Annotated in this window: 24 protein-coding genes; 10 read left to right on the top strand and 14 right to left on the bottom strand. The window is 73.5% G+C overall.

The annotated features are described in order from the left end of the window. Positions 1–7: 7 nt before the first annotated feature. Entirely contained in the window at positions 8–2056 is a 2049-nt protein-coding gene (locus ACZ6O5_RS14585) for an APC family permease (RefSeq protein ID WP_465977363.1), read from the bottom strand. 157 nt (positions 2057–2213) lie between these two features. Between ACZ6O5_RS14585 and ACZ6O5_RS14580 the strand changes: the two genes are divergently transcribed. After that, positions 2214–2879, top strand: coding sequence for a potassium channel family protein (locus ACZ6O5_RS14580; protein WP_107159279.1), 666 nt, complete (start codon positions 2214–2216; stop codon positions 2877–2879). Positions 2880–2882: 3 nt separating this feature from the next. After that, positions 2883–3572: a potassium channel family protein gene (locus ACZ6O5_RS14575; protein WP_465977361.1), complete on the top strand. Its 690-nt coding sequence runs from the start codon at positions 2883–2885 to the stop codon at positions 3570–3572. Between the two features lie 6 nt (positions 3573–3578). Here the strand turns inward: ACZ6O5_RS14575 and ACZ6O5_RS14570 are convergent, their stop codons facing one another. The 4 genes from ACZ6O5_RS14570 to dut form a co-directional block, all read right to left on the bottom strand. Next, entirely contained in the window at positions 3579–4262 is a 684-nt protein-coding gene (locus ACZ6O5_RS14570; protein ID WP_465977359.1) for a DUF3159 domain-containing protein, read from the bottom strand. Further along, a complete protein-coding gene (locus ACZ6O5_RS14565) occupies positions 4259–4639 on the bottom strand; it encodes an OB-fold nucleic acid binding domain-containing protein (protein ID WP_107159277.1) in 381 nt (126 codons plus the stop codon). The genes ACZ6O5_RS14570 and ACZ6O5_RS14565 overlap by 4 nt, the downstream gene beginning before the upstream one ends. A gap of 165 nt (positions 4640–4804) precedes the next feature. After that, the gene (locus tag ACZ6O5_RS14560) at positions 4805–5449 is read right to left on the bottom strand and encodes a DUF3710 domain-containing protein (RefSeq protein ID WP_465977357.1); all 645 of its coding nucleotides are present in this window, start codon (positions 5447–5449) and stop codon (positions 4805–4807) included. 25 nt (positions 5450–5474) lie between these two features. Next, entirely contained in the window at positions 5475–5972 is a 498-nt protein-coding gene (dut, locus tag ACZ6O5_RS14555) for a dUTP diphosphatase (RefSeq protein ID WP_199199859.1), read from the bottom strand. Positions 5973–6054: 82 nt separating this feature from the next. Between dut and ACZ6O5_RS14550 the strand changes: the two genes are divergently transcribed. Continuing rightward, a complete protein-coding gene (locus ACZ6O5_RS14550) occupies positions 6055–6546 on the top strand; it encodes a DUF3093 domain-containing protein (protein WP_465977355.1) in 492 nt (163 codons plus the stop codon). Positions 6547–6565: 19 nt separating this feature from the next. On the opposite strand, the gene ACZ6O5_RS14545 is transcribed toward ACZ6O5_RS14550, so the two are convergent. Both ACZ6O5_RS14545 and ACZ6O5_RS14540 read right to left on the bottom strand, forming a co-directional pair. Further along, positions 6566–7294, bottom strand: a complete 729-nt coding sequence (locus ACZ6O5_RS14545) for a hypothetical protein (protein ID WP_465977874.1) — start codon at positions 7292–7294, stop codon at positions 6566–6568. A gap of 269 nt (positions 7295–7563) precedes the next feature. Next, positions 7564–7860, bottom strand: a complete 297-nt coding sequence (locus tag ACZ6O5_RS14540) for a DUF4193 domain-containing protein (protein WP_013284790.1) — start codon at positions 7858–7860, stop codon at positions 7564–7566. A gap of 438 nt (positions 7861–8298) precedes the next feature. Between ACZ6O5_RS14540 and ACZ6O5_RS14535 the strand changes: the two genes are divergently transcribed. Beyond that, positions 8299–8814 (top strand): LytR C-terminal domain-containing protein, encoded by a 516-nt coding sequence (locus tag ACZ6O5_RS14535; RefSeq protein ID WP_465977872.1) that lies wholly within the window; start codon positions 8299–8301, stop codon positions 8812–8814. Positions 8815–8909: 95 nt separating this feature from the next. On the opposite strand, the gene ACZ6O5_RS14530 is transcribed toward ACZ6O5_RS14535, so the two are convergent. Further along, positions 8910–9731 carry an inositol monophosphatase family protein gene (locus ACZ6O5_RS14530; RefSeq protein WP_465977353.1) on the bottom strand — a complete coding sequence of 274 codons (822 nt, stop codon included), beginning with the start codon at positions 9729–9731 and terminating at the stop codon, positions 8910–8912. 284 nt (positions 9732–10015) lie between these two features. Here ACZ6O5_RS14530 and ACZ6O5_RS14525 point away from each other — a divergent pair, with 284 nt between their 5' ends. Together ACZ6O5_RS14525 and ACZ6O5_RS14520 are read left to right on the top strand one after the other, a co-directional pair. Beyond that, the gene (locus tag ACZ6O5_RS14525; protein WP_465977351.1) at positions 10016–11617 is read left to right on the top strand and encodes an RNA polymerase sigma factor; all 1602 of its coding nucleotides are present in this window, start codon (positions 10016–10018) and stop codon (positions 11615–11617) included. A 247-nt stretch (positions 11618–11864) separates the two neighbouring features. After that, positions 11865–12098: a DUF7455 domain-containing protein gene (locus ACZ6O5_RS14520; protein ID WP_091070720.1), complete on the top strand. Its 234-nt coding sequence runs from the start codon at positions 11865–11867 to the stop codon at positions 12096–12098. A gap of 72 nt (positions 12099–12170) precedes the next feature. On the opposite strand, the gene ACZ6O5_RS14515 is transcribed toward ACZ6O5_RS14520, so the two are convergent. From ACZ6O5_RS14515 to ACZ6O5_RS14505, 3 genes are all read right to left on the bottom strand, one after another. Further along, positions 12171–13904 carry a DEAD/DEAH box helicase gene (locus ACZ6O5_RS14515; RefSeq protein WP_425790703.1) on the bottom strand — a complete coding sequence of 578 codons (1734 nt, stop codon included), beginning with the start codon at positions 13902–13904 and terminating at the stop codon, positions 12171–12173. A gap of 176 nt (positions 13905–14080) precedes the next feature. Further along, entirely contained in the window at positions 14081–14731 is a 651-nt protein-coding gene (locus ACZ6O5_RS14510) for a trimeric intracellular cation channel family protein (RefSeq protein WP_405093007.1), read from the bottom strand. Positions 14732–14771: 40 nt separating this feature from the next. Further along, entirely contained in the window at positions 14772–14990 is a 219-nt protein-coding gene (locus tag ACZ6O5_RS14505) for a DUF3039 domain-containing protein (protein WP_107159174.1), read from the bottom strand. 87 nt (positions 14991–15077) lie between these two features. Here ACZ6O5_RS14505 and ACZ6O5_RS14500 point away from each other — a divergent pair, with 87 nt between their 5' ends. Together ACZ6O5_RS14500 and ACZ6O5_RS14495 are read left to right on the top strand one after the other, a co-directional pair. After that, the gene (locus ACZ6O5_RS14500) at positions 15078–16013 is read left to right on the top strand and encodes a pseudouridine-5'-phosphate glycosidase (protein ID WP_357296772.1); all 936 of its coding nucleotides are present in this window, start codon (positions 15078–15080) and stop codon (positions 16011–16013) included. Between the two features lie 206 nt (positions 16014–16219). Beyond that, positions 16220–17134, top strand: a complete 915-nt coding sequence (locus ACZ6O5_RS14495) for a carbohydrate kinase family protein (protein WP_465977870.1) — start codon at positions 16220–16222, stop codon at positions 17132–17134. 207 nt (positions 17135–17341) lie between these two features. Here the strand turns inward: ACZ6O5_RS14495 and ACZ6O5_RS14490 are convergent, their stop codons facing one another. Then, positions 17342–17698 carry a DUF3099 domain-containing protein gene (locus ACZ6O5_RS14490; protein ID WP_281935345.1) on the bottom strand — a complete coding sequence of 119 codons (357 nt, stop codon included), beginning with the start codon at positions 17696–17698 and terminating at the stop codon, positions 17342–17344. A gap of 98 nt (positions 17699–17796) precedes the next feature. Here ACZ6O5_RS14490 and ACZ6O5_RS14485 point away from each other — a divergent pair, with 98 nt between their 5' ends. Together ACZ6O5_RS14485 and ACZ6O5_RS14480 are read left to right on the top strand one after the other, a co-directional pair. Further along, positions 17797–18108: a hypothetical protein gene (locus ACZ6O5_RS14485; RefSeq protein ID WP_233219766.1), complete on the top strand. Its 312-nt coding sequence runs from the start codon at positions 17797–17799 to the stop codon at positions 18106–18108. Continuing rightward, entirely contained in the window at positions 18098–18409 is a 312-nt protein-coding gene (locus ACZ6O5_RS14480; RefSeq protein ID WP_107159166.1) for a hypothetical protein, read from the top strand. The genes ACZ6O5_RS14485 and ACZ6O5_RS14480 overlap by 11 nt, the downstream gene beginning before the upstream one ends. Before the next feature lie 48 nt (positions 18410–18457). Here ACZ6O5_RS14480 and ACZ6O5_RS14475 read toward each other — a convergent pair whose 3' ends face one another. Both ACZ6O5_RS14475 and ACZ6O5_RS14470 read right to left on the bottom strand, forming a co-directional pair. Next, complete coding sequence (locus ACZ6O5_RS14475; protein WP_465977347.1) at positions 18458–19684, bottom strand: low temperature requirement protein A; 1227 nt, start codon at positions 19682–19684, stop codon at positions 18458–18460. Positions 19685–19687: 3 nt separating this feature from the next. Next, positions 19688–20263 carry an HhH-GPD-type base excision DNA repair protein gene (locus ACZ6O5_RS14470; RefSeq protein WP_465977345.1) on the bottom strand — a complete coding sequence of 192 codons (576 nt, stop codon included), beginning with the start codon at positions 20261–20263 and terminating at the stop codon, positions 19688–19690. Positions 20264–20299: the final 36 nt, after the last annotated feature.

Below are 20299 nucleotides of genomic sequence, written 5' to 3'. Positions count from 1 at the left end.
CTCGCGCTCACGGCCGCTCCCCCTGTTCGCCGGAGGGCGTGGCGTCGACCGGCGGCGGCAGGGTGCTGTGCGGCGCGACCCGGGGGCCGCGCGCCGGCCCGCGGCTGAGCGTGGCGTCCAGGCGGTCCAGGTTCTTGCTGGCGGTGGACGCGAGCTGCCAGGGCACGCTGGTCACCATCACGCCCGGTTCGAACAGCAGCCGGCCCTTGAGCCGCAGCGCGCTCTGGTTGTGCAGCAGGTTCTCCCACCAGCGGCCCACCACGTACTCCGGGATGAAGACGGTGACCACGTCGCGCGGCGACTCCCGGCGGACCGAGGCGACGAAGTTGAGGATCGGCCGGGTGATCTCCCGGTACGGGGAGTCGATCACGGTCAGCGGCACCGGCAGCTCCCGCCGTTCCCAGTCGGCCTGGAGGTCCCGGGTGTCCTTCTCGTCCACGTTGACGGTCACCGCGGTGAGCGTGTCCGGCCGGGTGGCCCGGGCGTACGCGACGGCCCGCAGCGTGGGCTGGTGCAGCTTGCTGACCAGCACGATGGCGTGGTTGCGGGCCGGCAGCACGGCCCGCTGCTCGGTCGGCTCCAGCTCCGCGGCGATCCGGTCGTAGTGGCGGCGGATGCCGAGCATGACCACGTACATCACGGCCATCGCGACGATCGCGATCCACGCGCCGAGCAGGAACTTGGTGACCAGCACGATGACCAGCACCACGCCGGTCATGGCCATGCCGAACGCGTTGATGGCCCGGGAGCGGATCATCCGCCGGCGGGCCTCCGGGTCGCGCTCGGTGCGCAGGTGCCGGTTCCAGTGCCGGATCATGCCGAGCTGGGACAGCGTGAACGAGACGAACACGCCGACGATGTAGAGCTGGATGAGCCGGGTCACCTCGGCCTGGAAGCCGACGATCAGCACCACCGCGGAGACGGCCAGGAAGACGATGCCGTTGGAGAACGCCAGCCGGTCGCCCCGGGTGTGCAGCTGGCGCGGCAGGTAGCGGTCCTGCGCGAGGATCGAGCCGAGCACCGGGAAGCCGTTGAACGCGGTGTTCGCGGCCAGGAACAGGATCAGCGCGGTCATCCCGGCGACCACGTAGAGCAGCACCGACCCGCCGCCGAACACGGTCTCGCCGAGCTGGGTGGTGACCGTCTTCTGCACGTACCCGTCGGGGCCGGAGACGATCTGGCTCGGGCTCTCGACGTACTGGAGGCCGGTCCGGCGGGCCAGCGCGATGATGCCGACCAGCATGGCGACCGCGATGCTGCCGAGCAGCAGCAGCGTGGTCGCCGCGTTCTTCGACTTGGGCGACTTGAACGCCGGTACGCCGTTGGAGATCGCCTCCACGCCGGTGAGCGCCGCGCAGCCGGAGGAGAACGTCCGCAGCAGCAGGAAGATCAGCGCGAACCCGGTGACGCTGTGTTCGGCGCGGATCTCCAGGCCGGCGCTGGGCGCGCGCAGGTCGTCGCCGAGCACGAAGATCCGCACGAACCCGGTCAGCAGCATGCCGACGATGACGATCACGAAGCCGTAGGTGGGGATGGCGAACGCGGTGCCCGACTCGCGCAGGCCGCGCAGGTTGATCGCGGTGAGCAGGACCACCGCGCTGACCGCGATGAGCACCTTGTGGGTGGCCACGAACGGCACCACCGAGCCGAGGTTGGCCACTCCGGAGGAGACCGACACGGCGACCGTCAGCACGTAGTCGACGAGCAGCGCGCTGGCCACCGCGAGCCCGGCCCGCGGGCCCAGGTTGACGGTGGCGACCTCGTAGTCGCCACCGCCGGACGGGTAGGCGTGCACGTTCTGCCGGTAGCTCGCCACCACGGTGAGCATCACCACGACCACGGCGAGCGCGATCCACGGCGAGAAGAAGAACGCGGACGCGCCCGCGATGGAGAGCGTCAGCAGGATCTCGTCCGGCGCGTACGCCACGGACGAGAGCGCGTCGGACGCGAAGACCGGCAGCGCGATGCGCTTCGGCAGCAGGGTGTGCTGGAGGCGGTCGGACCGGAACGGTCGACCGAGGAGGAGTCGCTTCAGCAGCGAGGTGGGGCTGGCCACAACCGACAAGCGTACGGCCACCCGGCGCGGGACGGTGGGGTGGCTGATCACCGCCGCGCGCACCCGCGCGGTACCGTCGGTGCCCCGCCGGGCGCGGGGACGTGGCAGGCTCGCAGACGACGGGTCGGCGGGCGGCACCGTGGGAGGAGCGGACACCGTGCATGTCGTGATCATGGGTTGCGGCCGGGTCGGGTCGACCCTGGCGCACAGCCTGGAGTCCCGGGGGCACTCGGTGGCGGTGATCGACCAGGACGCGGACGCGTTCCGCCGACTCGGGCCCGACTTCGCCGGCATCACGGTCACCGGCGCCGGCTTCGACGGCGAGGTGCTGCGCGAGGCCGGCATCGAGCGGGCCGACGCGTTCGCCGCGGTCTCCAGCGGCGACAACTCCAACATCATCTCGGCCCGGCTGGCCCGTGAGACGTTCGGCGTCTCCCGGGTGGCGGCCCGGATCTACGACCAGCGCCGCGCCCAGGTCTACGAGCGCCTCGGCATCCCGACCGTGGCGACCGTCCGGTGGACCGCCGACCGGATGCTGCGCCACCTGGTCCCCGAGGGGAACGTGGAGATCTTCCGCGACCTGACCAGCACCGTGTCGATCGTCGAGGTGCCGGTGCACAAGGACTGGATCGGCCGGCCGTTGCGGCAGCTCGAGGAGTCCGCCGGCGCCCGGGTCGCCTACCTGACCCGCTTCGGGATCGGCACGCTGCCCACCGCCTCCACCGTGGTGCAGGAGGGCGACCAGGTCTTCATGCTGGTGACCGACGACATCGTCGCCTCGGTCACCTCGGTGGCGGCGGCGCCGCCGGAAGGGGGGCACTGAGTCATGCGGATCGCCATCGCCGGCGCCGGCAACGTGGGCCGCTCGATCGCCCAGGAGCTGATCGACAACGGCCATCAGGTGATGCTGATCGAGCGGCAGCCGAAGATGCTGCGGCCCGACCGGGTGCCCACCGCCGACTGGGTGCTGGCCGACGCGTGCGAGCTGGCCAGCCTGGAGGAGGCCAACGTGGCCGGCTGCGACGTGGTGGTCGCGGCCACCGGCGACGACAAGGTCAACCTGGTGGTCTCGCTGCTGGCCAAGACCGAGTTCGCGGTGCCCCGGGTGGTGGCCCGGGTCAACCGGGCGGAGAACGAGTGGCTGTTCACCGAGCAGTGGGGCGTGGACGTCGCGGTCAGCAAGCCGCGGGTGATGGCCGCGCTGGTCGAGGAGGCGGTGACCGTCGGGGACCTGGTCCGGCTGATGACGTTCCGGCAGGGCGAGGCGAACCTGGTGGAGATCACCCTGCCGCCGACCGCGCCCTACGTGGGGCAGCCGATCCACGCGGTGCCGATCCCCCGGGACGCGGCGCTGGTGGCGATCCTGCGCGGCAAGCGGGTGCTGGTGCCCACCCCGGACGACCCGATCGAGGCCGGCGACGAGCTGGTGTTCGTGTGCACCGCCGAGGTGGAGGACGAGGTGCGCGCCGTGATCCTCGGGCCGGAGAGCACCGATCGGTTGCGCGGGCGCTCCTGAGCGGGCTCAGGCGCCGGGCAACGGGGTGGCGGCGGCGCCCTCCCGGGTGACCCGGCGCACCACCCAGACGGTGATCAGCAGCAGCAGCGCGTACGGCGGGTAGCCCAGGGCGAGCCGGGCCACGCCGAGCGCGGTGTCCTGGTGGGCCAGGTAGAGCCCGGCCTGCACGCCGACCTTGGCCAGCCACACCACGCCCCAGAGCACGGTGAGCTGGGTGAACGTGCGCACCAGCTTGGGGTCGTCGCGCCACTCGGAGCGGCCCTTGGCGACCAGCACCGACCAGATCCAGCCGACCAGCGGCTGCCGGATCGCGGCGGAGAGCAGCAGCGCCAGGCCGAACCCGATGCCGTAGAGGATGCCGGGCAGGTAGAAGTCCCGCTCGTTGCCGGTCCGCAGCGCCAGCAGCGCGCCGAAACCGATGCCGAACAGCCCGTTGATCGCGTGCCGCACCGGCCGGCGCTGGACCAGCCGCAGCCCGGCGATCAGCAGCGCCACCGCGACCGAGGCGAACACCGCGGGGCGCAGTTCGCCCACCACGTTGGCGATCACGAAGACCACCACCGGGATGCTCGACTCGACCAGGCCGCGCCAGCCGCCCATCTGGTCGGCCATCTGCTCGGCGATGCTGGGCAGCCGCTCCTCGTCCTGCGGGTCGAGGCCCGACGGGGTGTGCTGCTGTCCGGTCGTCACTTCGGCGGCTCCAGCTCGTAGTACGGGTTGTAGATCACCTTGCGGTCGTCCCGCACGGCCACCCGGCCGTGGGCGGTGAGGTGCCGGCCCGGCTCGATCCCGGCGATGTGCCGCCGGCCCAGCCAGACCAGGGTGACCACGTCGTTGCCGTCGTAGAGGTCGGCCTCCAGCGTGGGCAGGTTGGTGCGCGGCGTGTAGACCACGGTGCGCAGCCGCCCGGCCACCGAGACCACCTGGCCACGGTTGCACTGGTGGGTGGGGGTGCCACCGGATTCGGCGCTCTCCCGGCGCAGCTCCTGCGCCTCGATCTCGGCCTCGCTCGCGGTGAACCGTTGCAGCAGCCGCCGCAGCGACACCCGGCCCTGGTCGGTCGTCATGACCTCCGCGTCACCTCTCCGCACCGGGGTCCCGCGGATGGCGGAACCGTCCCGCCAGCGTACGCCGGTCCGGCCGGCGTGCGGGACCGGCGGCACGCCGGGCGGACACGCCGCGGGCCCGGTCCCGCCGGCTCGGAGCCGACGGGACCGGGCCCGGCGCGTGCCTCAGACCTCCTGCGGACCGGCCGCCTGCTGCTCGGCGGCCTGCTGCTCGGCCACCTCGCGCGGCAGCCGCAGCGGCAGCGGCTCACGGACCGGCTTGGCCTCCTGGCCGCGGTCCACCACCAGGCCGTCCAGGCAGGCCGCGAGCGGGCCGCCGGCGACCGGGTCGACGGCCGCCTGGCCCTGGAAGACGCCCCGCACCATCCAGCGCGGCCCGTCGATGCCGATGAACCGCAGGTCGGTCACGCCGTCCGGGGTGCGGACCTGGGCCCGCAGCTCGGTGCCACGCTCCCCCTCGACCTCCTGGGCGGCGGCGCCGTCGTTCAGCAGCGAGGTGCGGATCTCCTCGCGCACCTCGTCCCAGATGCCCTCCGAACGGGGCGCGGCGAACACGCCGAGCTGCAACGCGTTCTGCCCGTGCACCAGCACCACCTGCTGGATCACGCCCTGCGGGTCGGCCTGCACCCGCACCTCCACGTCCGGCACCGCCGGGATCTGGAGGCTGCCCAGGTCGAGCCGGGGCGCGTCGGGCGCCTCGCTGACGTCGTAGGGGCCGCGAGCCGGCGCCGCCGGGGTCTCCCCGGCGTCGAGGACCCCGTTGTCACGCGCGTGCCGCGCCTCGCCGGCCCGCTTCCGGGAGAAGATCACTGCGCCCACCCTCCGCTGTTCGCACTCACCCTGCCACCTCTTCGCTCTGCCCGCCGCCCGGAGCCGGAACCAGCCCGGCGTGCCCGCCGGTGGACCCGTGCCCGCCGGTCCCGCGCCGGGACCCGGGCAGCTCGGCCACCGGCCGGAACTCGGCACGGGCGACCCGCTGGACCACCAACTGCGCGATCCGGTCGCCCCGGCTGATCCGGGCCGGCGTGTCCCGATCATGGTTGATCAGGTTGACCAGGATCTCACCCCGGTAGCCGGCGTCGACCGTACCGGGCGCGTTGAGCACCGTCACGCCGAGCCTGGCGGCCAGCCCCGACCGGGGGTGGACCAGCCCGACGTACCCCTCCGGCAGCGCCACCGCCACGCCGGTGGGCACCAACGCGCGCCCGCCGGGCGGCAGCTCCACGTCCGCGGCGGCCACCAGGTCCGCGCCGGCGTCGCCGGGATGGGCGTACGCCGGCAGCGGCAGCTCCGGGTCGAGCCGCCGTACGGGCACGGGTACGACATCTGTCACGGTCATCCTCTTCCGTCCGGTCCTCGGGGTGCCCTGCCATCCTGCCGGTTGGCCGGCCCGCCACGCGCCGTACCCTCGCAGTGTGCGTCAGTCGTCATCCCCGGCCGCCCCGACGGCCACCCCCGCGCCGTACGCGGAGCGCCTGGGGCTGCCCTGGTGGGCCTGGCCCGCCGGGCTGGCCGTGGCCGGGCTGCTCGCCGCCGAGCTGTGGCTGGGCGCGACCGGCTTCCGGGCCTGGCTGCCGTTCGTGCTGCTGGTCCCCGGCACGGTGGCCGCCCTGTGGTGGCTGGGCCGGATCCGGGTCGAGGTACGCGACGGCGAGCTGCGGGTCGACGACGCCCACCTCCCGGTGCGCCACGTGGCGGACGCGGTGCCGCTGGACGCGGCCGGCCGGCGCGAGGTGCTCGGCGTCGGCGCCGATCCGCTCGCGTTCGTGGTGCAGCGCCCCTGGATCGGCGGAGCCGTGCAGGTGGTGCTGGACGACCCGGCGGACCCCACCCCGTTCTGGGTGGTCAGCACCCGGCACCCGGTGGAGCTGGCGACCGCGCTGCTGACCGCCCGCGACACGGCCTGACCGCTCCCCGGCCCGGCCGTCAGTCCCGCTTGTGGGGCAGGCCGCGGGACGTGTGCCGGAGGTCCTTGCGGAGCTGCTCGCCGAGCGTGCGGGTGGCCCGCCGGTTGAGGTAGCCGGCCACCGCGGCGCCGGTCAGGAACGGCCCGAGCGTGGTGAGATTGCGGCCGAAGCGACGCAGCATGCTGTCCCGCAGCTCGCGGCGGGCGGCGGTGCCCAGCACGGCGCTCACCCCGACGCCGGGCATCATCGGGTTGATCCCCCGCTGGCCGGCCCAGGACTGCACCAGCGCCACGGCACGCGCGGTGCCGCCGGTGGGCAGCGGCATCCGGTGGAGTTCGTGCAGTTCCCCGATGAGCTTCAACTCGATCGCCACCACGGCGACCGTCTCGGCGGCCAGCAGGACCGGGGCGGAGAGCAGGGTGGGCGTGACCGCCCACTCGACCGCGGCGACCCCGCCACCGGCCGCGCCGACCCCGGCGGTGGCCCGGGACGCGTTGCGGACCAGCCGGTCGGCGAGCGCGTCGTCGTCCAGGCCGGGGAAGTGCCGCCGCAGCGTGGCGAGGTCACGGATCGGCACGTGCGGCGCGACCTCGGCGACGGTCTCGGTCATCCAGCGCAGCGCGGCCTTGGGCTTGAACAGGTCGGTGAGACCGCGCGCCCGGGCCTGGCCGACCAGCCGCATCAGCAGTTGCCGGCGGCGGGCCGGGGCGATGTCGTCGGCGGTCAGGGCCGCGACCGTGGCGCCCAGCTCCTCGCCGGTCGGCGTCGCGGCCGGGTCGGCGGTCTCCGCCGCCTGCGGCGGAGCGGTGGTTGGGTCCGGGACGGACGGTGTCGGTCCCGTCTCCGGGACTCGCGTCCGGTCATCCCGATCGCTGCGCTCGCTCACCCGTCCGCCCTCCTGCTCCGTGCGGCCGGCAGCCGCCCGTACGAGTCAAGCAGCTTCCGGCCACCGGCGCACGGCGGCTCGAACAGCGGCGGCCCCGACGAGGAGGCCGCCGCCGGTGTCCCGGCTCGGGATCAGACGCACTCTCGGCAGATCAGGTCGCCGTTGCGCTCGACCGCGAGCTGGCTGCGGTGGTGGACCAGGAAGCAGCGCGCGCACCGGAACTCGTCCTGCTGCATCGGGAGCACCTTGACCGTCAGCTCCTCGTCGGCCAGGTCGGCGCCGGGCAGCTCGAAGCTCTCGGCCACTTCGGCCTCGTCGACGTCCACGGCGCCCGACTGTGAGTCGACCCGCCGGGCCTTGAGTTCCTCGAGGCTGTCCTCGCCGAGGTCGACCTCGTCTCGACGCGGGGCGTCGTAGTCGGTGGCCATCGGTTTCACTCTCCAATATCGATATGGTCGCTGCCGGTTGTAACGCCGGACGACGCCGTTTCGGTTCCCCTGGCCGGCCACCAACTGTGTCGGGCACCCGACCCGACGACCGGTGGGCCGGGTTCGCCGGAGCGGAACCCTCCGGCGAGCGCGGAACCTTACCCCCCCTTTGGGCGAGGCATGTATACCGCCCTCGCGGGAGAGATGTACGCCCCTGCGCCCGAAGTTGTTCCCAATGTGACTCAGGCGACACGAAGATAGGGGTAGTCCTACCCGTTCCCCCCGTGGCGCGCCGGCATGTCGGACTGTTTCCACGCGGGAGCCGGACAAGGGTTAACCTCAGCGGCGTACTCCGACGGTCGACAGACGCGGCCCGACCGCGCCGGCCGCCGCCACCCAATCACTGTCCGGGGAGCGCCCAGGATGAGTTTTGCGCGAGTGCGGGCACTCGTTGTCGTCGGACTGCTGGCGGTCATCGCCCTGGTCTTCGTGGTCGTCGCCGTGGTCCGCGACAGTCAGGGCAAGGCCGGCACCGCCGCCGACTGCCCCGCCGGCTGGCCGCTTGTCGACCTGCGACTGCGCGAGCAGAAGGACGTGAAGATCAACGTCTACAACGCCACCGACGAGTCCGGCCGGGCCGGCGGCGTGGCGGAAGACTTCCGCAACCGCAAGTTCCAGGTCAAGAAGGTCGGCAACGAGTCGAAGGAGGTCGACGGCGTGGCGGTGCTGCGCTTCGGCCCCAAGGGCGTCGGCTCGGCCCACCTGCTCCGGGCCTACTTCCTCAACAACGCCGAGCGGGTGTTCCTGCCGGACCGCAAGGACGACACCGTCGACGTGGTCCTCGGCAACGGGTTCCAGCAGTTGGCCACCACCACCGAGGTGAACCAGTCGCTGGGTGACCTGGGCGCTCCCGAGGCGCCGCCCGAGACGTGCCCGATGCCGGTCGAGAAGTGACCCGTGGGCCGGTCCGCCGGCCCGGCGACGCAGGGCGGTCTCCGCGGTTCGGGAGGCCGCCCTCGTCGCGTACCCGTGGGGTGGGTGACCTGTCGTCACGGCCCGCCGGCGGCGTCCAGGTCGGCGAGCCGGGCGTGCAGCGGGCCGTGCAGCGCGGGCGGCGCGGCGAGCGCCAGGTCCGGTCCGGCCGGCCGGCCGGACAAGCCGGTCACCAGCAGCCCGGCCTCCCGGGCGACCAGCCCGCCCGCGGCGAGGTCCCAGTCGGCCAGCCCCTTCTCGAAGTACGCGTCCACCCGTCCCTCGGCGGCCAGGCAGAGGTCGAGCGCGGCGGCGCCCATCCGGCGGATGTCGCGCACGTGCGGGATCAGTTCGGCGACCACCCGCGCCTGGTGCGCGCGGCGGCCCGCGGCGTACCCGAAGCCGGTGGCGACCAGCGCCTGCCCGAGGTCGGCCTCGGCGGAGCAGCGCAGCCGCCGACCGTCCCGCCAGGCGCCGCCGCCCGCGGTCGCGGTCCACTCCTCGCCGGTGAACACGTTGCGCACCACGCCGGCGACGACCTCGCCGGCCACCTCGGCGGCGATCGAGACCGCGCAGTAGGGCAGCCCGTAGAGGTAGTTGACGGTGCCGTCGATCGGATCGACGATCCAGCGCACCCCGTCCCCCGCGACCGGGCCGGCCCCGGCCGCGCCGTACTCCTCGCCCAGCACCGCGTCGGCGGGCCGCCGGTCCCGCAACGCGGCCAGCACCTGCCGCTCCACCGCCCGGTCGGCGGCGGTGACCACGTCGGTCGCGGTGCTCTTGGTAGCGGCCACCGAGACGCCCTCGGCGCGCATCCGGTGGGCGGTGGCCGCGGCGTCCCGGGCCACCTCGACGGCGATGGTGAGCAATTCCCGCGGCGTGGGCGCCGAGGCGATCATGTTCGTCCCCTTCCCGCGCGGCCCGGACCGGCCTGGCCGTGCGTGGGTATCATCCTTACAAAGTCCACATCTGCGTCGAATCGGCGGTCCCGGACCGCCGGTACGCCGTGCTGCGCAGGATGATCGCGGCAGACGGCGTTACAATTCACCCTGCCCACGCGCCACGGACCGCCAACGACCGGACGGACCGGGACACGGGGGTCCCTCAACGACTCGCCCGGCACGGCCCCGTGCTGCGCCGGACGACCCGGCCGTGCTCGCTCTTCGCCTCCGGAAGGTCATTCGTGACAGAACCCCGCCAGACCGGCGCCGACGTTCGCTCGCTCACCGACACCCTGATCGCCCACGCCCAGAGCGCCGGCGGTCAGCTCACGTCGGCCCAGCTCGCGCGCACCGTCGAGTCCGCTGAGGTGACCCCGGCCCAGGCCAAGAAGATCCTCCGCGCGCTCTCCGAGGCGGGCGTGACGGTCGTGGTGGACGGCTCCGCGAGCACCCGCCGCCGGGTCGCCGCGGCCCGGTCCGCCACCCCGGCCTCCCGGGCCACCACCGCCAAGACCACCAAGAAGGCGGCCGCGCCCGCCCCCAAGCAGGCGCCCGCCGCCGACGAGTCCCCCGCGCCGGCGCCCCGGAAGGCGACGGCCCGCAAGGTCGTCGGCACCACCGCCGAGGTGGCCGGCAAGGCCGCCGTCCCGGCCAAGGCCACCAAGGCGACCCGGGCCACCAAGGCCACCGTGGCCGCCAAGACGGCCGCGGCGAAGCCGGCGAAGGCCGGCGAGGGCGCCGAGGGTGAGGTCGACCCGGAGGAGCTGGCCGCCGAGATCGAGGACGTGGTGGTCGAGGAGCCGGCCGAGCTGGCCCAGGCCGCCGAGACCGACGCCGCGAACTCCGCCACCGACAACGACTTCGAGTGGGACGACGAGGAGTCCGAGGCGCTCAAGCAGGCGCGTCGGGACGCCGAGCTGACCGCCTCCGCCGACTCGGTCCGGGCCTACCTCAAGCAGATCGGCAAGGTGCCGCTGCTCAACGCCGAGCAGGAGGTCGAGCTCGCCAAGCGGATCGAGGCCGGCCTCTACGCCGCCGAGCGGCTGCGTGCCGCCGACGAGGGCGAGGAGAAGCTGGTCCGCGATCTGCAGCGCGACCTGATGTGGATCTCCCGGGACGGCGAGCGGGCCAAGAACCACCTGCTGGAGGCGAACCTCCGACTCGTGGTCTCGCTGGCCAAGCGCTACACCGGGCGCGGGATGGCCTTCCTCGACCTGATCCAGGAGGGCAACCTCGGCCTCATCCGCGCGGTCGAGAAGTTCGACTACACCAAGGGCTACAAGTTCTCCACGTACGCCACCTGGTGGATCCGCCAGGCCATCACCCGCGCGATGGCCGACCAGGCCCGCACCATCCGCATCCCGGTGCACATGGTCGAGGTGATCAACAAGCTCGGCCGGATACAGCGCGAGCTGCTCCAGGATCTGGGCCGCGAGCCCACTCCGGAGGAGCTGGCCAAGGAGATGGACATCACACCGGAGAAGGTGCTGGAAATCCAGCAGTACGCCCGGGAGCCCATCTCGCTCGACCAGACCATCGGTGACGAGGGGGACAGCCAGCTCGGCGACTTCATCGAGGACTCCGAGGCCGTCGTGGCGGTCGACGCGGTGTCGTTCTCGCTGCTCCAGGACCAACTCCAGCAGGTCCTCCAGACGTTGTCCGAGCGTGAGGCGGGCGTGGTGCGCCTGCGCTTCGGCCTCACCGACGGCCAGCCGCGCACCCTGGACGAGATCGGCCAGGTGTACGGCGTGACCCGGGAGCGCATCCGGCAGATCGAGTCCAAGACCATGTCCAAGTTGCGGCACCCCTCGCGTTCCCAGGTGCTCCGCGACTACCTGGACTGACCGCACACGTCAACCAGACGTGTCGGTTTGATCACCACCCGTAGAACACCGATCCTTGATCGGTCGGTTGCCTGTTTGTGATCGTTGACGTGGCACCCTTGGTGCACGGCACACTGTCTTCCACGCCAGGTGTGACCTCGGTCCCCCGCGGGCACACAGGGAAGGCAGGGCCCGAGATGGGTGTTGCAGGATAGGTGAGCAACGACCGACGAGTGTGTTCATCGGTGACGACCAGAGGAGGAAGGCGATGACCCCGACCCTCACGCCGCCGCCCGAGACGGTGAGCCCCCCGGCCGCCGATGAACGGTGCGACCGCTGTAATGCTGCCGGCAAGCTCCGGATCACCCTCTCGGGTGGGAGTGAGCTGGTGTTCTGTGGGCACCACGCGAACAAGTACGCGGAGGATCTCGTGAAGATCACCGTGCGGTACGCGACGGACCCGGAGTTCAGTTGGCGCGGCACCGATCTCATGGCGAACTGAGTCCGACAGACAACGAGTAACTCGACATAACCGGCCGGAGGCACCGCACGAGGTGCCTCCGGCCGGTTTCTGTCACAACGTCTGCACGGTGGCGATGCGCTCCTCGAGCTGCTCGATCGTCGCCTGGGCGCTGGGCGGGCCGCCGCAGAGCCGGCGCAGCTCGGCGTGGATCTTGCCGTGCGGCTGGCCGGTGCGATGGTGCCGAGCGGCCACCAGGGCGTTCAGTTGCCGCCGTAGCGCCACCCGACGCTGGGCCGCGCTCATCGGTGGGGGCGCCGCCGCCGGGGCCGCAGCGGCTGGCTCAGCGGCCCGCTGGGCCGCCCGGCGCTTCTGCGCGGCGAGCTGGTCGGCCTGCCGCTTGGTCAGCAGCAGCGAGACCTGGTCGGCGGTGAGCAGGCCGGGGAGGCCGAGGTATTCCTCCTCCTCCGGCGTGCCGGCCTGGGCGGCGGTGCCGAACGACGCGCCGTCGAAGATCACCTGGTCCAGTTCGGCGGTGGCGGAGAGCGCCGCGAACCGCTTCTCCAGCTCGCCGCTGGCCCCGTCGTCGCGTTGGGCGCGCTCCAGTAGGTCGTCGTCGAAGCCGTCGGAGTCCTTGGGCTTGCCGAGCACGTGGTCCCGCTCGATCTCCATCTCGCTGGCCAGCCCGAGCAGGTGCGGCACGCTGGGCAGGAAGACCGAGGCGGTCTCGCCCGGTCGGCGGGCCCGGACGAAACGGCCGATCGCCTGCGCGAAGTAGAGCGCGGTGCTGGCGCTCGTCGCGTACACGCCGACGGCCAGTCGGGGGATGTCCACGCCCTCGGACACCATCCGCACCGCGACCAGCCAGCGCTGCTCGGAGGCCGCGAACGTCGCGATCCGCGCGGACGCGCCCTGGTCGTCGGAGAGCACCACGGCGGCCTTCTCACCGGTCACCTGCTCCAGCAGCTTGGCGTACGCGCGGGCGACCTGCTGGTCGGTGGCGATGACCAGGCCGCCAGCGTCGGGCATGCCGTTGGCGCGCAGCGTGCTCAGTCGGGCGTCGGCGGCGCGCAGCACCTGCGGCATCCAGTCGCCGGCCGGGTCCAGCGCGGTACGCCACGCCTGCGCGATCAGGTCCTGCGTCATCGGCTCGCCCAGCCGGGCGGCCAGCTCGTCGCCGGCGTTGGTGCGCCACCGGGTCTCCCCGGAGTAGGCCAGGAACAGCACCGGCCGGACCACGCCGTCGCGCAGCGCGTCGGCGTAGCCGTAGACCGAGTCGGCGCGGGAGCGCAGCAGCCCGTCCCCGCCGCGCTCGTAGCTGATGAACGGGATCGGGTTGTCGTCGGAGCGGAACGGTGTGCCGGTGAGCATCAGCCGGCGTACCGCGGGTTCGAACGCCGCCTTGACGCCGTCGCCCCAGGTGCGGGCGTCGCCGGCGTGGTGGATCTCGTCGAGGATGACCAGCGTCCGCCGGGTCATGGTGCGTCGCCGGTGCACCTGCGGCGCCATGCCGACCTGGGCGTACGTGACCACCGCGCCGTGGAAGTCGGCGGCGGAGTGCAGGTCGGCGTTGCGGAACGCGGCGTCGAGCTGGATGCCGACCCGGGCCGCGGCCTCCGCCCACTGGGTCTTCAGGTGCTCCGTCGGCGCGACCACGGTGACCGCCTCGACGGTGCCGTCGGCGAGCAGCTCGGCGGCGATCCGCAGGGCGAAGGTGGTCTTTCCGGCGCCGGGGGTGGCGACCGCGGTGAAGTCCTCGGCCCGGCGGCGCAGGTATTCCACCATCGCCTTGCGTTGCCAGGAACGCAGTGGTGGGAACGTGTCGAGCGCCGGCAACCGCGGTGGCACGGGTAGCTCCTCTCCGCCGCGGACGGCGACGGGCCCGACCGGGGCCACGGGGGCCGCCGCCCATGAAAACGCCCTCGCGCGTCCGTGCCGCGAAGGCCGACTCAGCATAACCAGCGGGCCCGGGCCGCCCCACCCGACGCCACGCTGGCCACATCCGCCCACCCGGGCGGGACGGCTCAGGGCAGGGGTCCCCGGGCGCCGGTGCGGGGCGGGCGCGTCATCGGCACCGGGGCGGACCAGCGCCGGCGCAGCGAGATCAGCCGCAGCCCGAAGACGAAGACCGCGGCACCGGTCAGCGGCCCGGTGGTGGCCTGCCCGTACGTCGACAGCACCGTCACCGCGATCGAGCCGGCGAGCGCGGCCACCGCGTAGATCTCCCGGCGCAGCACCACCGGGATCTCGCCGGTGAGCAGGTCCCGGCCCAGCCCGCCGCCGATCGCGGTGAGCATGCCGATCATGCAGGCGCCGACGGCCGGCACATGCGCGTCGAGCGCCTTGAGCGTGCCGGTGACGGTGAACAGGGCCAGCCCGGCGGCGTCCAGCACCAGCACGGTGGTGCGCAGCCGGGCGAGCTGCGGGTGCAGCCGGAACACGGCGGCGGCGGTGACGGCCGCGGTGACCGCGTACCGCCAGTCGGCGAACGCCAGCGGGGGCACCTCGTCGATGACCAGGTCACGGAAGATGCCGCCGCCGAGGGCGGCGACCACACCGACGAAGACCACCCCGAACAGGTCGAGCCGTTTGGCCACCGCCGCGGAGGCGCCGGAGGCGGCGAAGACCGCCACGCCGGTGAGGTCGGCGAGGAGCAGGGCGGTGGAGGTGGTCACCGGCGCAGGTTACGTGGGCGGGCGGCGGAGCCGCCCGCGATCACTCGCCCCAGGACTCGTAGATCTCCTTGCACTTCGGGCAGACAGGTGAACCGGGCTTGGCGGCCTTGGTCACCGGGAAGGTCTCCCCGCACAACGCGATGACGTACGTGCCCATGACCGCGCTCTCGGCGATCTTGTCTTTGCGCACGTAGTGGAACATCTCGGGGCCGGTGTCGGCCTCCTTCTGCTCCGGGCGCTCCAGAATCTCAGTGCTCACGTCCCCACCTCCGGCTTCCCAGTTTTGCAGGCCGGCCGGGTCGGGTCCACCACGGCCCTCCGGCGGGCGGCCCGTACCGTAACGGAAGTGACCAACTTTCGCATCAGTCTCGGCGGTGAGGTGGCCGACGCCCTGCGCGCCGGGCGGCCGGTCGTGGCGCTGGAGAGCACCATCGTGTCGCACGGTCTCCCCCGGCCGGACAACCTGCGCGTGGCGCGGCAGATCGAGCAGGCGGTCCGGGACGCGGGCGCGGTCCCGGCCACCATCGGCATGGTCGGCGGCGAGCTGCGGGTCGGGCTCGACGACGCCCAACTCACCAGGCTCGCCACGGTCGACGGCGTGAGCAAGCTCTCGGTCCGCGACCTGGCGCCGGCGGCGGCGACCGGCGCGGACGGCGCCACCACGGTGGCGGCCACCAGCGCGGTGGCGGCGGCGGCCGGGATCGGTGTGTTCGCCACCGGCGGGCTGGGCGGGGTGCACCGGGAGGCGGCACACACGTTCGACGAGTCGGCGGACCTGGTCACGTTGGCCCGCACGCCGATCGCGGTGGTCTGCGCCGGCGTGAAGTCGATCCTGGACGTGGGCGCCACGCTGGAGCGGCTGGAGACGCTGGGGGTGGGCGTGGTGGGCTATCGCACCCGCCGGTTCCCCGGCTTCTACCTCACCGACGCCGGCTTCGACCTGGACTGGTCGGTGGACTCGCCGGAGCGGGTGGCCGACGTGCTGGCCGCCCGCGCCGAACAGGGTGTGCACACCGGCGGGCTGATCGTGGCCAACCCGCTGCCGGCCGACGAGCAGCTCGACCCGGCGCTGCACGACCGCACGCTCGCCGACGGGTTGGCGGCGCTGGCCCGGGAGGGGATCACCGGCAAGGCGGTGACCCCGTTCCTGCTGGCCCACTTCCACGCCGCCACCGAGGGCGCCAGCCTGGCGGTGAACGTCCGGATCATCCTGCGCAACGCCGACCTGGCGGCGCGCATCGCGGTCGCCGCGGCGACCCGACCCGCCGCCGGCCCGGCATGAGCGAACGCACCGAGCGCAGCGAGGGCCATGAGCACATGCCCAACCAGCACCGCATGAGCGAACGCACCGAGCGCAGCGAGGGCCATGAGCACATGCCCAACCAGCACCGCATGAGCGAACGCACCGAGCGCAGCGAGGGCCATGAGCACATGCCCAACCAGCACCGCATGAGCGAACGCACCGAGCGCAGCGAGGGCCGTGCGGGCATGCCTGGTCGGCCCGGTACGAGCGGGGGACCCGGCATCGCCGTCGTCGGCGACGTGATCACGGACGTGGTCGCGATGCTGTCCGGGCCGCTCGCGACCGGCTCGGACACCGCGGCCGGGATCCGGTTCAGCGGCGGTGGGCAGGCGGCCAACACCGCGGCCTGGCTCGCCGGCCAGGGCGCGGCCGTGACGCTGGTGGCCGCCGTGGGCGACGACGAGACCGGCCGGGACCGGGTCGCCGAGCTGACCCGGATCGGGGTGGACTGCGCGGTCGAGCGGCACGAGGGCTACCCGACCGGCACGGTGATCGTGCTCACCCACGGCGGGGAGCGCACCATGGTCAGTCAGCGCGGCGCGAACCTGCGGCTGACCGCGCGGCACGTCGAGGCCGCCCTGGCGGCGGCGCCCGACGTCGGGCATCTGCACCTGTCCGCGTACACCCTGTTGGACGTCGGGTCGCGCGGCGCCGGGCTGCGCGCGTTGGCCGTCGCCCGCGAGCGCGGGCTGACGGTCAGCGTCGACGCGGCCTCCGCGGCGCCGCTGCGGCGCGTCGGCGGGGCGTTCCTGACCTGGGTACGCGACGTCGACCTGCTGCTTGTCAACACGGACGAGGCGACCGTGCTGGCCGGTGGCCTGGATCCGGCGGCGCAGGGCCGGGCGCTGACCTCGGTGGCGCACCGGGTGGTGGTGAAGCGCGGCGCGGCCGGGGCGGTCTGGGTGGAGCGCGGCGGCCGGGTGGAGACGGCCCCGGCGCCCGGGGTGGCCGTGGTGGACGTCACCGGCGCCGGGGACGCGTTCGCGGCCGGCCTGCTCACCGCCTGGCTGGCCGGGGCCGACCCCCGGGCGGCGCTGGCCCGGGCCGGCGACCTCGGCGCCCTGGCCGTGACCACGGTCGGCGCCCGGCCGGGCGCGTGACGGGCGGCCGGACGCACAACGGGCGGCTGCTTGGGCGGCCGGCGGGCGGCGGCCGGGCCGGCGCGCGGTGATCGGTTTCCGGGCCCGGCGTGCCGGGCCGGGTGTGCCTGACGCCGATATGCCTTCTGGTCATATTTATGCCTGAGAGGCATATCGGTTTGTCGGCGAACTCTCCGGTCCGGCGTCACGGAGCGTGGTCGCGACCGGTCAGGGCTCGGCGTCGATGACCTTGTGCGGGCGTTCCTCGGCGGCGAGCGCCATCGGCGGGGTCTCGTCGCGGCCCCGGGGCTGGAACCGGTTGGCCAGCCGGTGCTCCTCCTTGGGCGGGCGGTCGTTCGCCAGCAGCACCGCGAGCCACGGGATGAGCACCATGCCGAGCGCGCACAGCGGCAGCCACAGCCAGAGCAGCGGGGCCTTGACGCCGACCAGGACGGCACCCACGACGATGCAGGCGACCCGGATGCCCATCATCAGCACATAGCGTTTCTGCCGGCTGCTGAGCTGGTCGTCCTGGCTGCGCCGGGCGTCGGTGATCAGGATCGGCTGGTAGGCCTGACGCTTCACCACGGACCTCCTACGAGGGGATACCGCCCATCCTGTCACTCGGGACAGGTGATCGGCGACAATCCGGTGACGTGTTACGTGCGTGGTACGCTCCGCTCGTGGCCAACCGGTTCAGCTTCACCGACGAGGCGCTGGCGAACCTGCGGGTCTACGACGTCACACCCGGGGAAGTCTGGGAGGCCCTGCACAGCAACCGCCGGGTCATCCGGCACCTGGGCGACGACGTGATGGTGGTCTACGCCACCGACCACCGCGGCCGGCGCCTCGCCGTGCTGCTGGCCGAGGCAGACGGCACCGACAACGACTGGGACATCCTCTCCGCCCGCGAGCTGAGCGACGTCGAGGCCAAGCGCTACGACGAGGCGGTGCGGAGGGCACGCCGACGAGGAGGCGGTCACCATGCACCGTGACGAGGCGACCAAGCGGTTCCACGCCGGCGGCGACGCGTTCGCCGACCTGATCGACGAGACGTCGCCGGCGCAACTGCCCACCCCCGACACCGACGTGCCGATGGTCAGCCGGTCGGTACGCCTGCCGCTGGAGACGTACGAACGGGTCCGGGCCGCCGCCGACGCGCGTGGCATCGGGGTGACCACGCTGATGCGGCAGTGGATCGAGGCGGGCCTGGCCGACCTGGACGACTCGGCCACGGTCTCGCTGGCCGACGTCCGCCGCGCGCTGGCCTCGCTGTCCCGCCCGACCGCCGCCTGAGCCCGCACGCGTCACCTCGGCTCGCGACCGCGGGCTCGCGGGCCCGGTTCACGCCTCGGGGCCGGCCCTGCCGAGCGCCTCCCGCCCGACCGGCGATGCCGACGACTCCGGCGGCCCACCCCGGGCGTGCCACACGTCGGCGAGCGCGACAAGCACCAGCATGCCGGCCACCACGGCGAGCGCCAGCAGGACCGGGCCGGCCGTCAGCACCGGCGCGAGCAGCAGCAGGCCCGCCAGCCCGACCAGCCGGGAGCGGGACACCCGGCCGAAGATCTCGTACTCGAAGCGGGACCGGGCGGCCAGGAACAGCGCCGGGCCGCCCACCACGAAGACCAGCCAGCGGGCATCCGCCGCGTCGTACGGGTGGGCGATGACCAGTTCGTAGCCGACCGCCGAGACGAGCACCCCGAGCACCATGAACAGGTGGGTCTGGGCGGCCGACTCAGCCAGCCGCCCGGGCGTGCCGGCCAGCCGCAACGCCTCCGCGAGCAGGTGCCCGGCCCGGTGGAAGTAGATCCGCCAGAGCAACGCGGTGACCAGGAACGCCAGCGCGAACGCGGCGGCCGACCGCCCGGAGAACTGCTCCCCGCTGTAGGACACGCCGATCACCAGGATCGACTCGCCGAGCGCGATGAGGAAGATCTGCTGGTAGCGCTCGGCCAGGTGCTCCCCGGCGACCAGCCAGCTCCGGATGCGGGACGAACCGAGCCGGGGCAGCGGCCACCCCAGGAACGTGCCCAGGTAGTCCACCGCCAGCGCGACCACCCACAGCGGCAGGCGCAGGTCGGGCACCAGCGCGCCGGCCAGCCAGAGCGGGGTGGTCGCCACGGCCCAGCCGACCAGCCGCACCGGCACCATTCGCCGCGGATGCCCGCGCAGCGCCACCAACAGCACCAGCGGACGCGCGACCATCATCACCACGTACGCGAGCGCGAACGTCCACGCCCGCTCCTCCAGCGCGCGGGGGAGCGTCACCCCGAGCACCAGGCTGCCGAACATCACACCGACCACGACCGCCTGGATGACCACCCGCTCCGGCTCGTACCGGCTGGTCACCCAGGTGGTGATGGTCCAGACGTGCCACAGCACCAGGAAGAGCAGCAGCGTCCGGCCGACGCCGGCCGCCAGGTGCCCGCTGTCGACGTCGGCCACCAGGCGCTGCGACACCCGGGTCAGCGCGAACACGAACACCAGGTCGAAGAAGAGTTCCAGGAAGGTCGCCCGTCCAGGGCTGGACCTGGTGCGCAGCAGCCCCCCGCCCCGCTGCTCGCTCACGCGTCAGCCCTTCGCGGCCTTCGCCTCCGCCTTCATCCGCTGCTTGAACTCGCGCACCCGGCCCAGCGACTCCGGATCGGTCACGTCGGCGACCGACCGGTACGCCTCCGCCTCGCCGTAGGCGCCGGCCGCCTCGCGCCAGCCCGCCGGGGCGATCCCGAACCGCTTGCCGAGCAGCGCCACGAAGATCTGCGCCTTCTGCCGGCCGAAGCCGGGCAGCTCGCCGACCCGGCGCAGCAGCTCCGCGCCGTCGGCCGCCTCCGACCAGAGCCGCGCCGGGTCGCCGTCGTAGCGCTCGACGAGCGCCCGGCAGACCTCCTGCACCCGGGCCGCCATCGCCTTCGGGAACCGGTGCAGCGCCGGCGGCCCGGCGAACAGCGCCACCAGCGCGTCCGGGTCGTACCCGGCCAGCTCCCGGGCGTCCGGCTCGTGGCCGAGCCGCTGCGCCAGCACGTACGGCGAGGAGAACGCCTTCTCCATCGGCACCTGCTGGTCCAGCACCATCCCGAGCAGCAGGGCCAGCGGGTCGCGCCGCAGCAGTTCGTTGGCCTGCGGGTCGATGGGTAGGGAGAGCGTCATGCCCCCATCCTGCCGCCCCGGCCGCCGCGCCCGCCG

Source organism: Micromonospora sp. NPDC049201, assembly GCF_055586805.1.
This window is presented reverse-complemented; position numbering and strand designations above follow the sequence as displayed.

What these genes read in the sequence shown, in the direction of transcription:
- ACZ6O5_RS14470 (WP_465977345.1), bottom strand. Translation starts at nt 20,263, where the DNA reads ATGACGCTCTCCCTACCCATCGACCCGCAGGCCAACGAACTGCTGCGG.
- ACZ6O5_RS14575 (WP_465977361.1), top strand. Translation starts at nt 2,883, where the DNA reads ATGCGGATCGCCATCGCCGGCGCCGGCAACGTGGGCCGCTCGATCGCC.
- ACZ6O5_RS14565 (WP_107159277.1), bottom strand. Translation starts at nt 4,639, where the DNA reads ATGACGACCGACCAGGGCCGGGTGTCGCTGCGGCGGCTGCTGCAACGG.
- ACZ6O5_RS14540 (WP_013284790.1), bottom strand. Translation starts at nt 7,860, where the DNA reads ATGGCCACCGACTACGACGCCCCGCGTCGAGACGAGGTCGACCTCGGC.
- ACZ6O5_RS14480 (WP_107159166.1), top strand. Translation starts at nt 18,098, where the DNA reads ATGCACCGTGACGAGGCGACCAAGCGGTTCCACGCCGGCGGCGACGCG.
- ACZ6O5_RS14530 (WP_465977353.1), bottom strand. Translation starts at nt 9,731, where the DNA reads ATGATCGCCTCGGCGCCCACGCCGCGGGAATTGCTCACCATCGCCGTC.
- ACZ6O5_RS14495 (WP_465977870.1), top strand. Translation starts at nt 16,220, where the DNA reads ATGCCTGGTCGGCCCGGTACGAGCGGGGGACCCGGCATCGCCGTCGTC.
- ACZ6O5_RS14520 (WP_091070720.1), top strand. Translation starts at nt 11,865, where the DNA reads ATGACCCCGACCCTCACGCCGCCGCCCGAGACGGTGAGCCCCCCGGCC.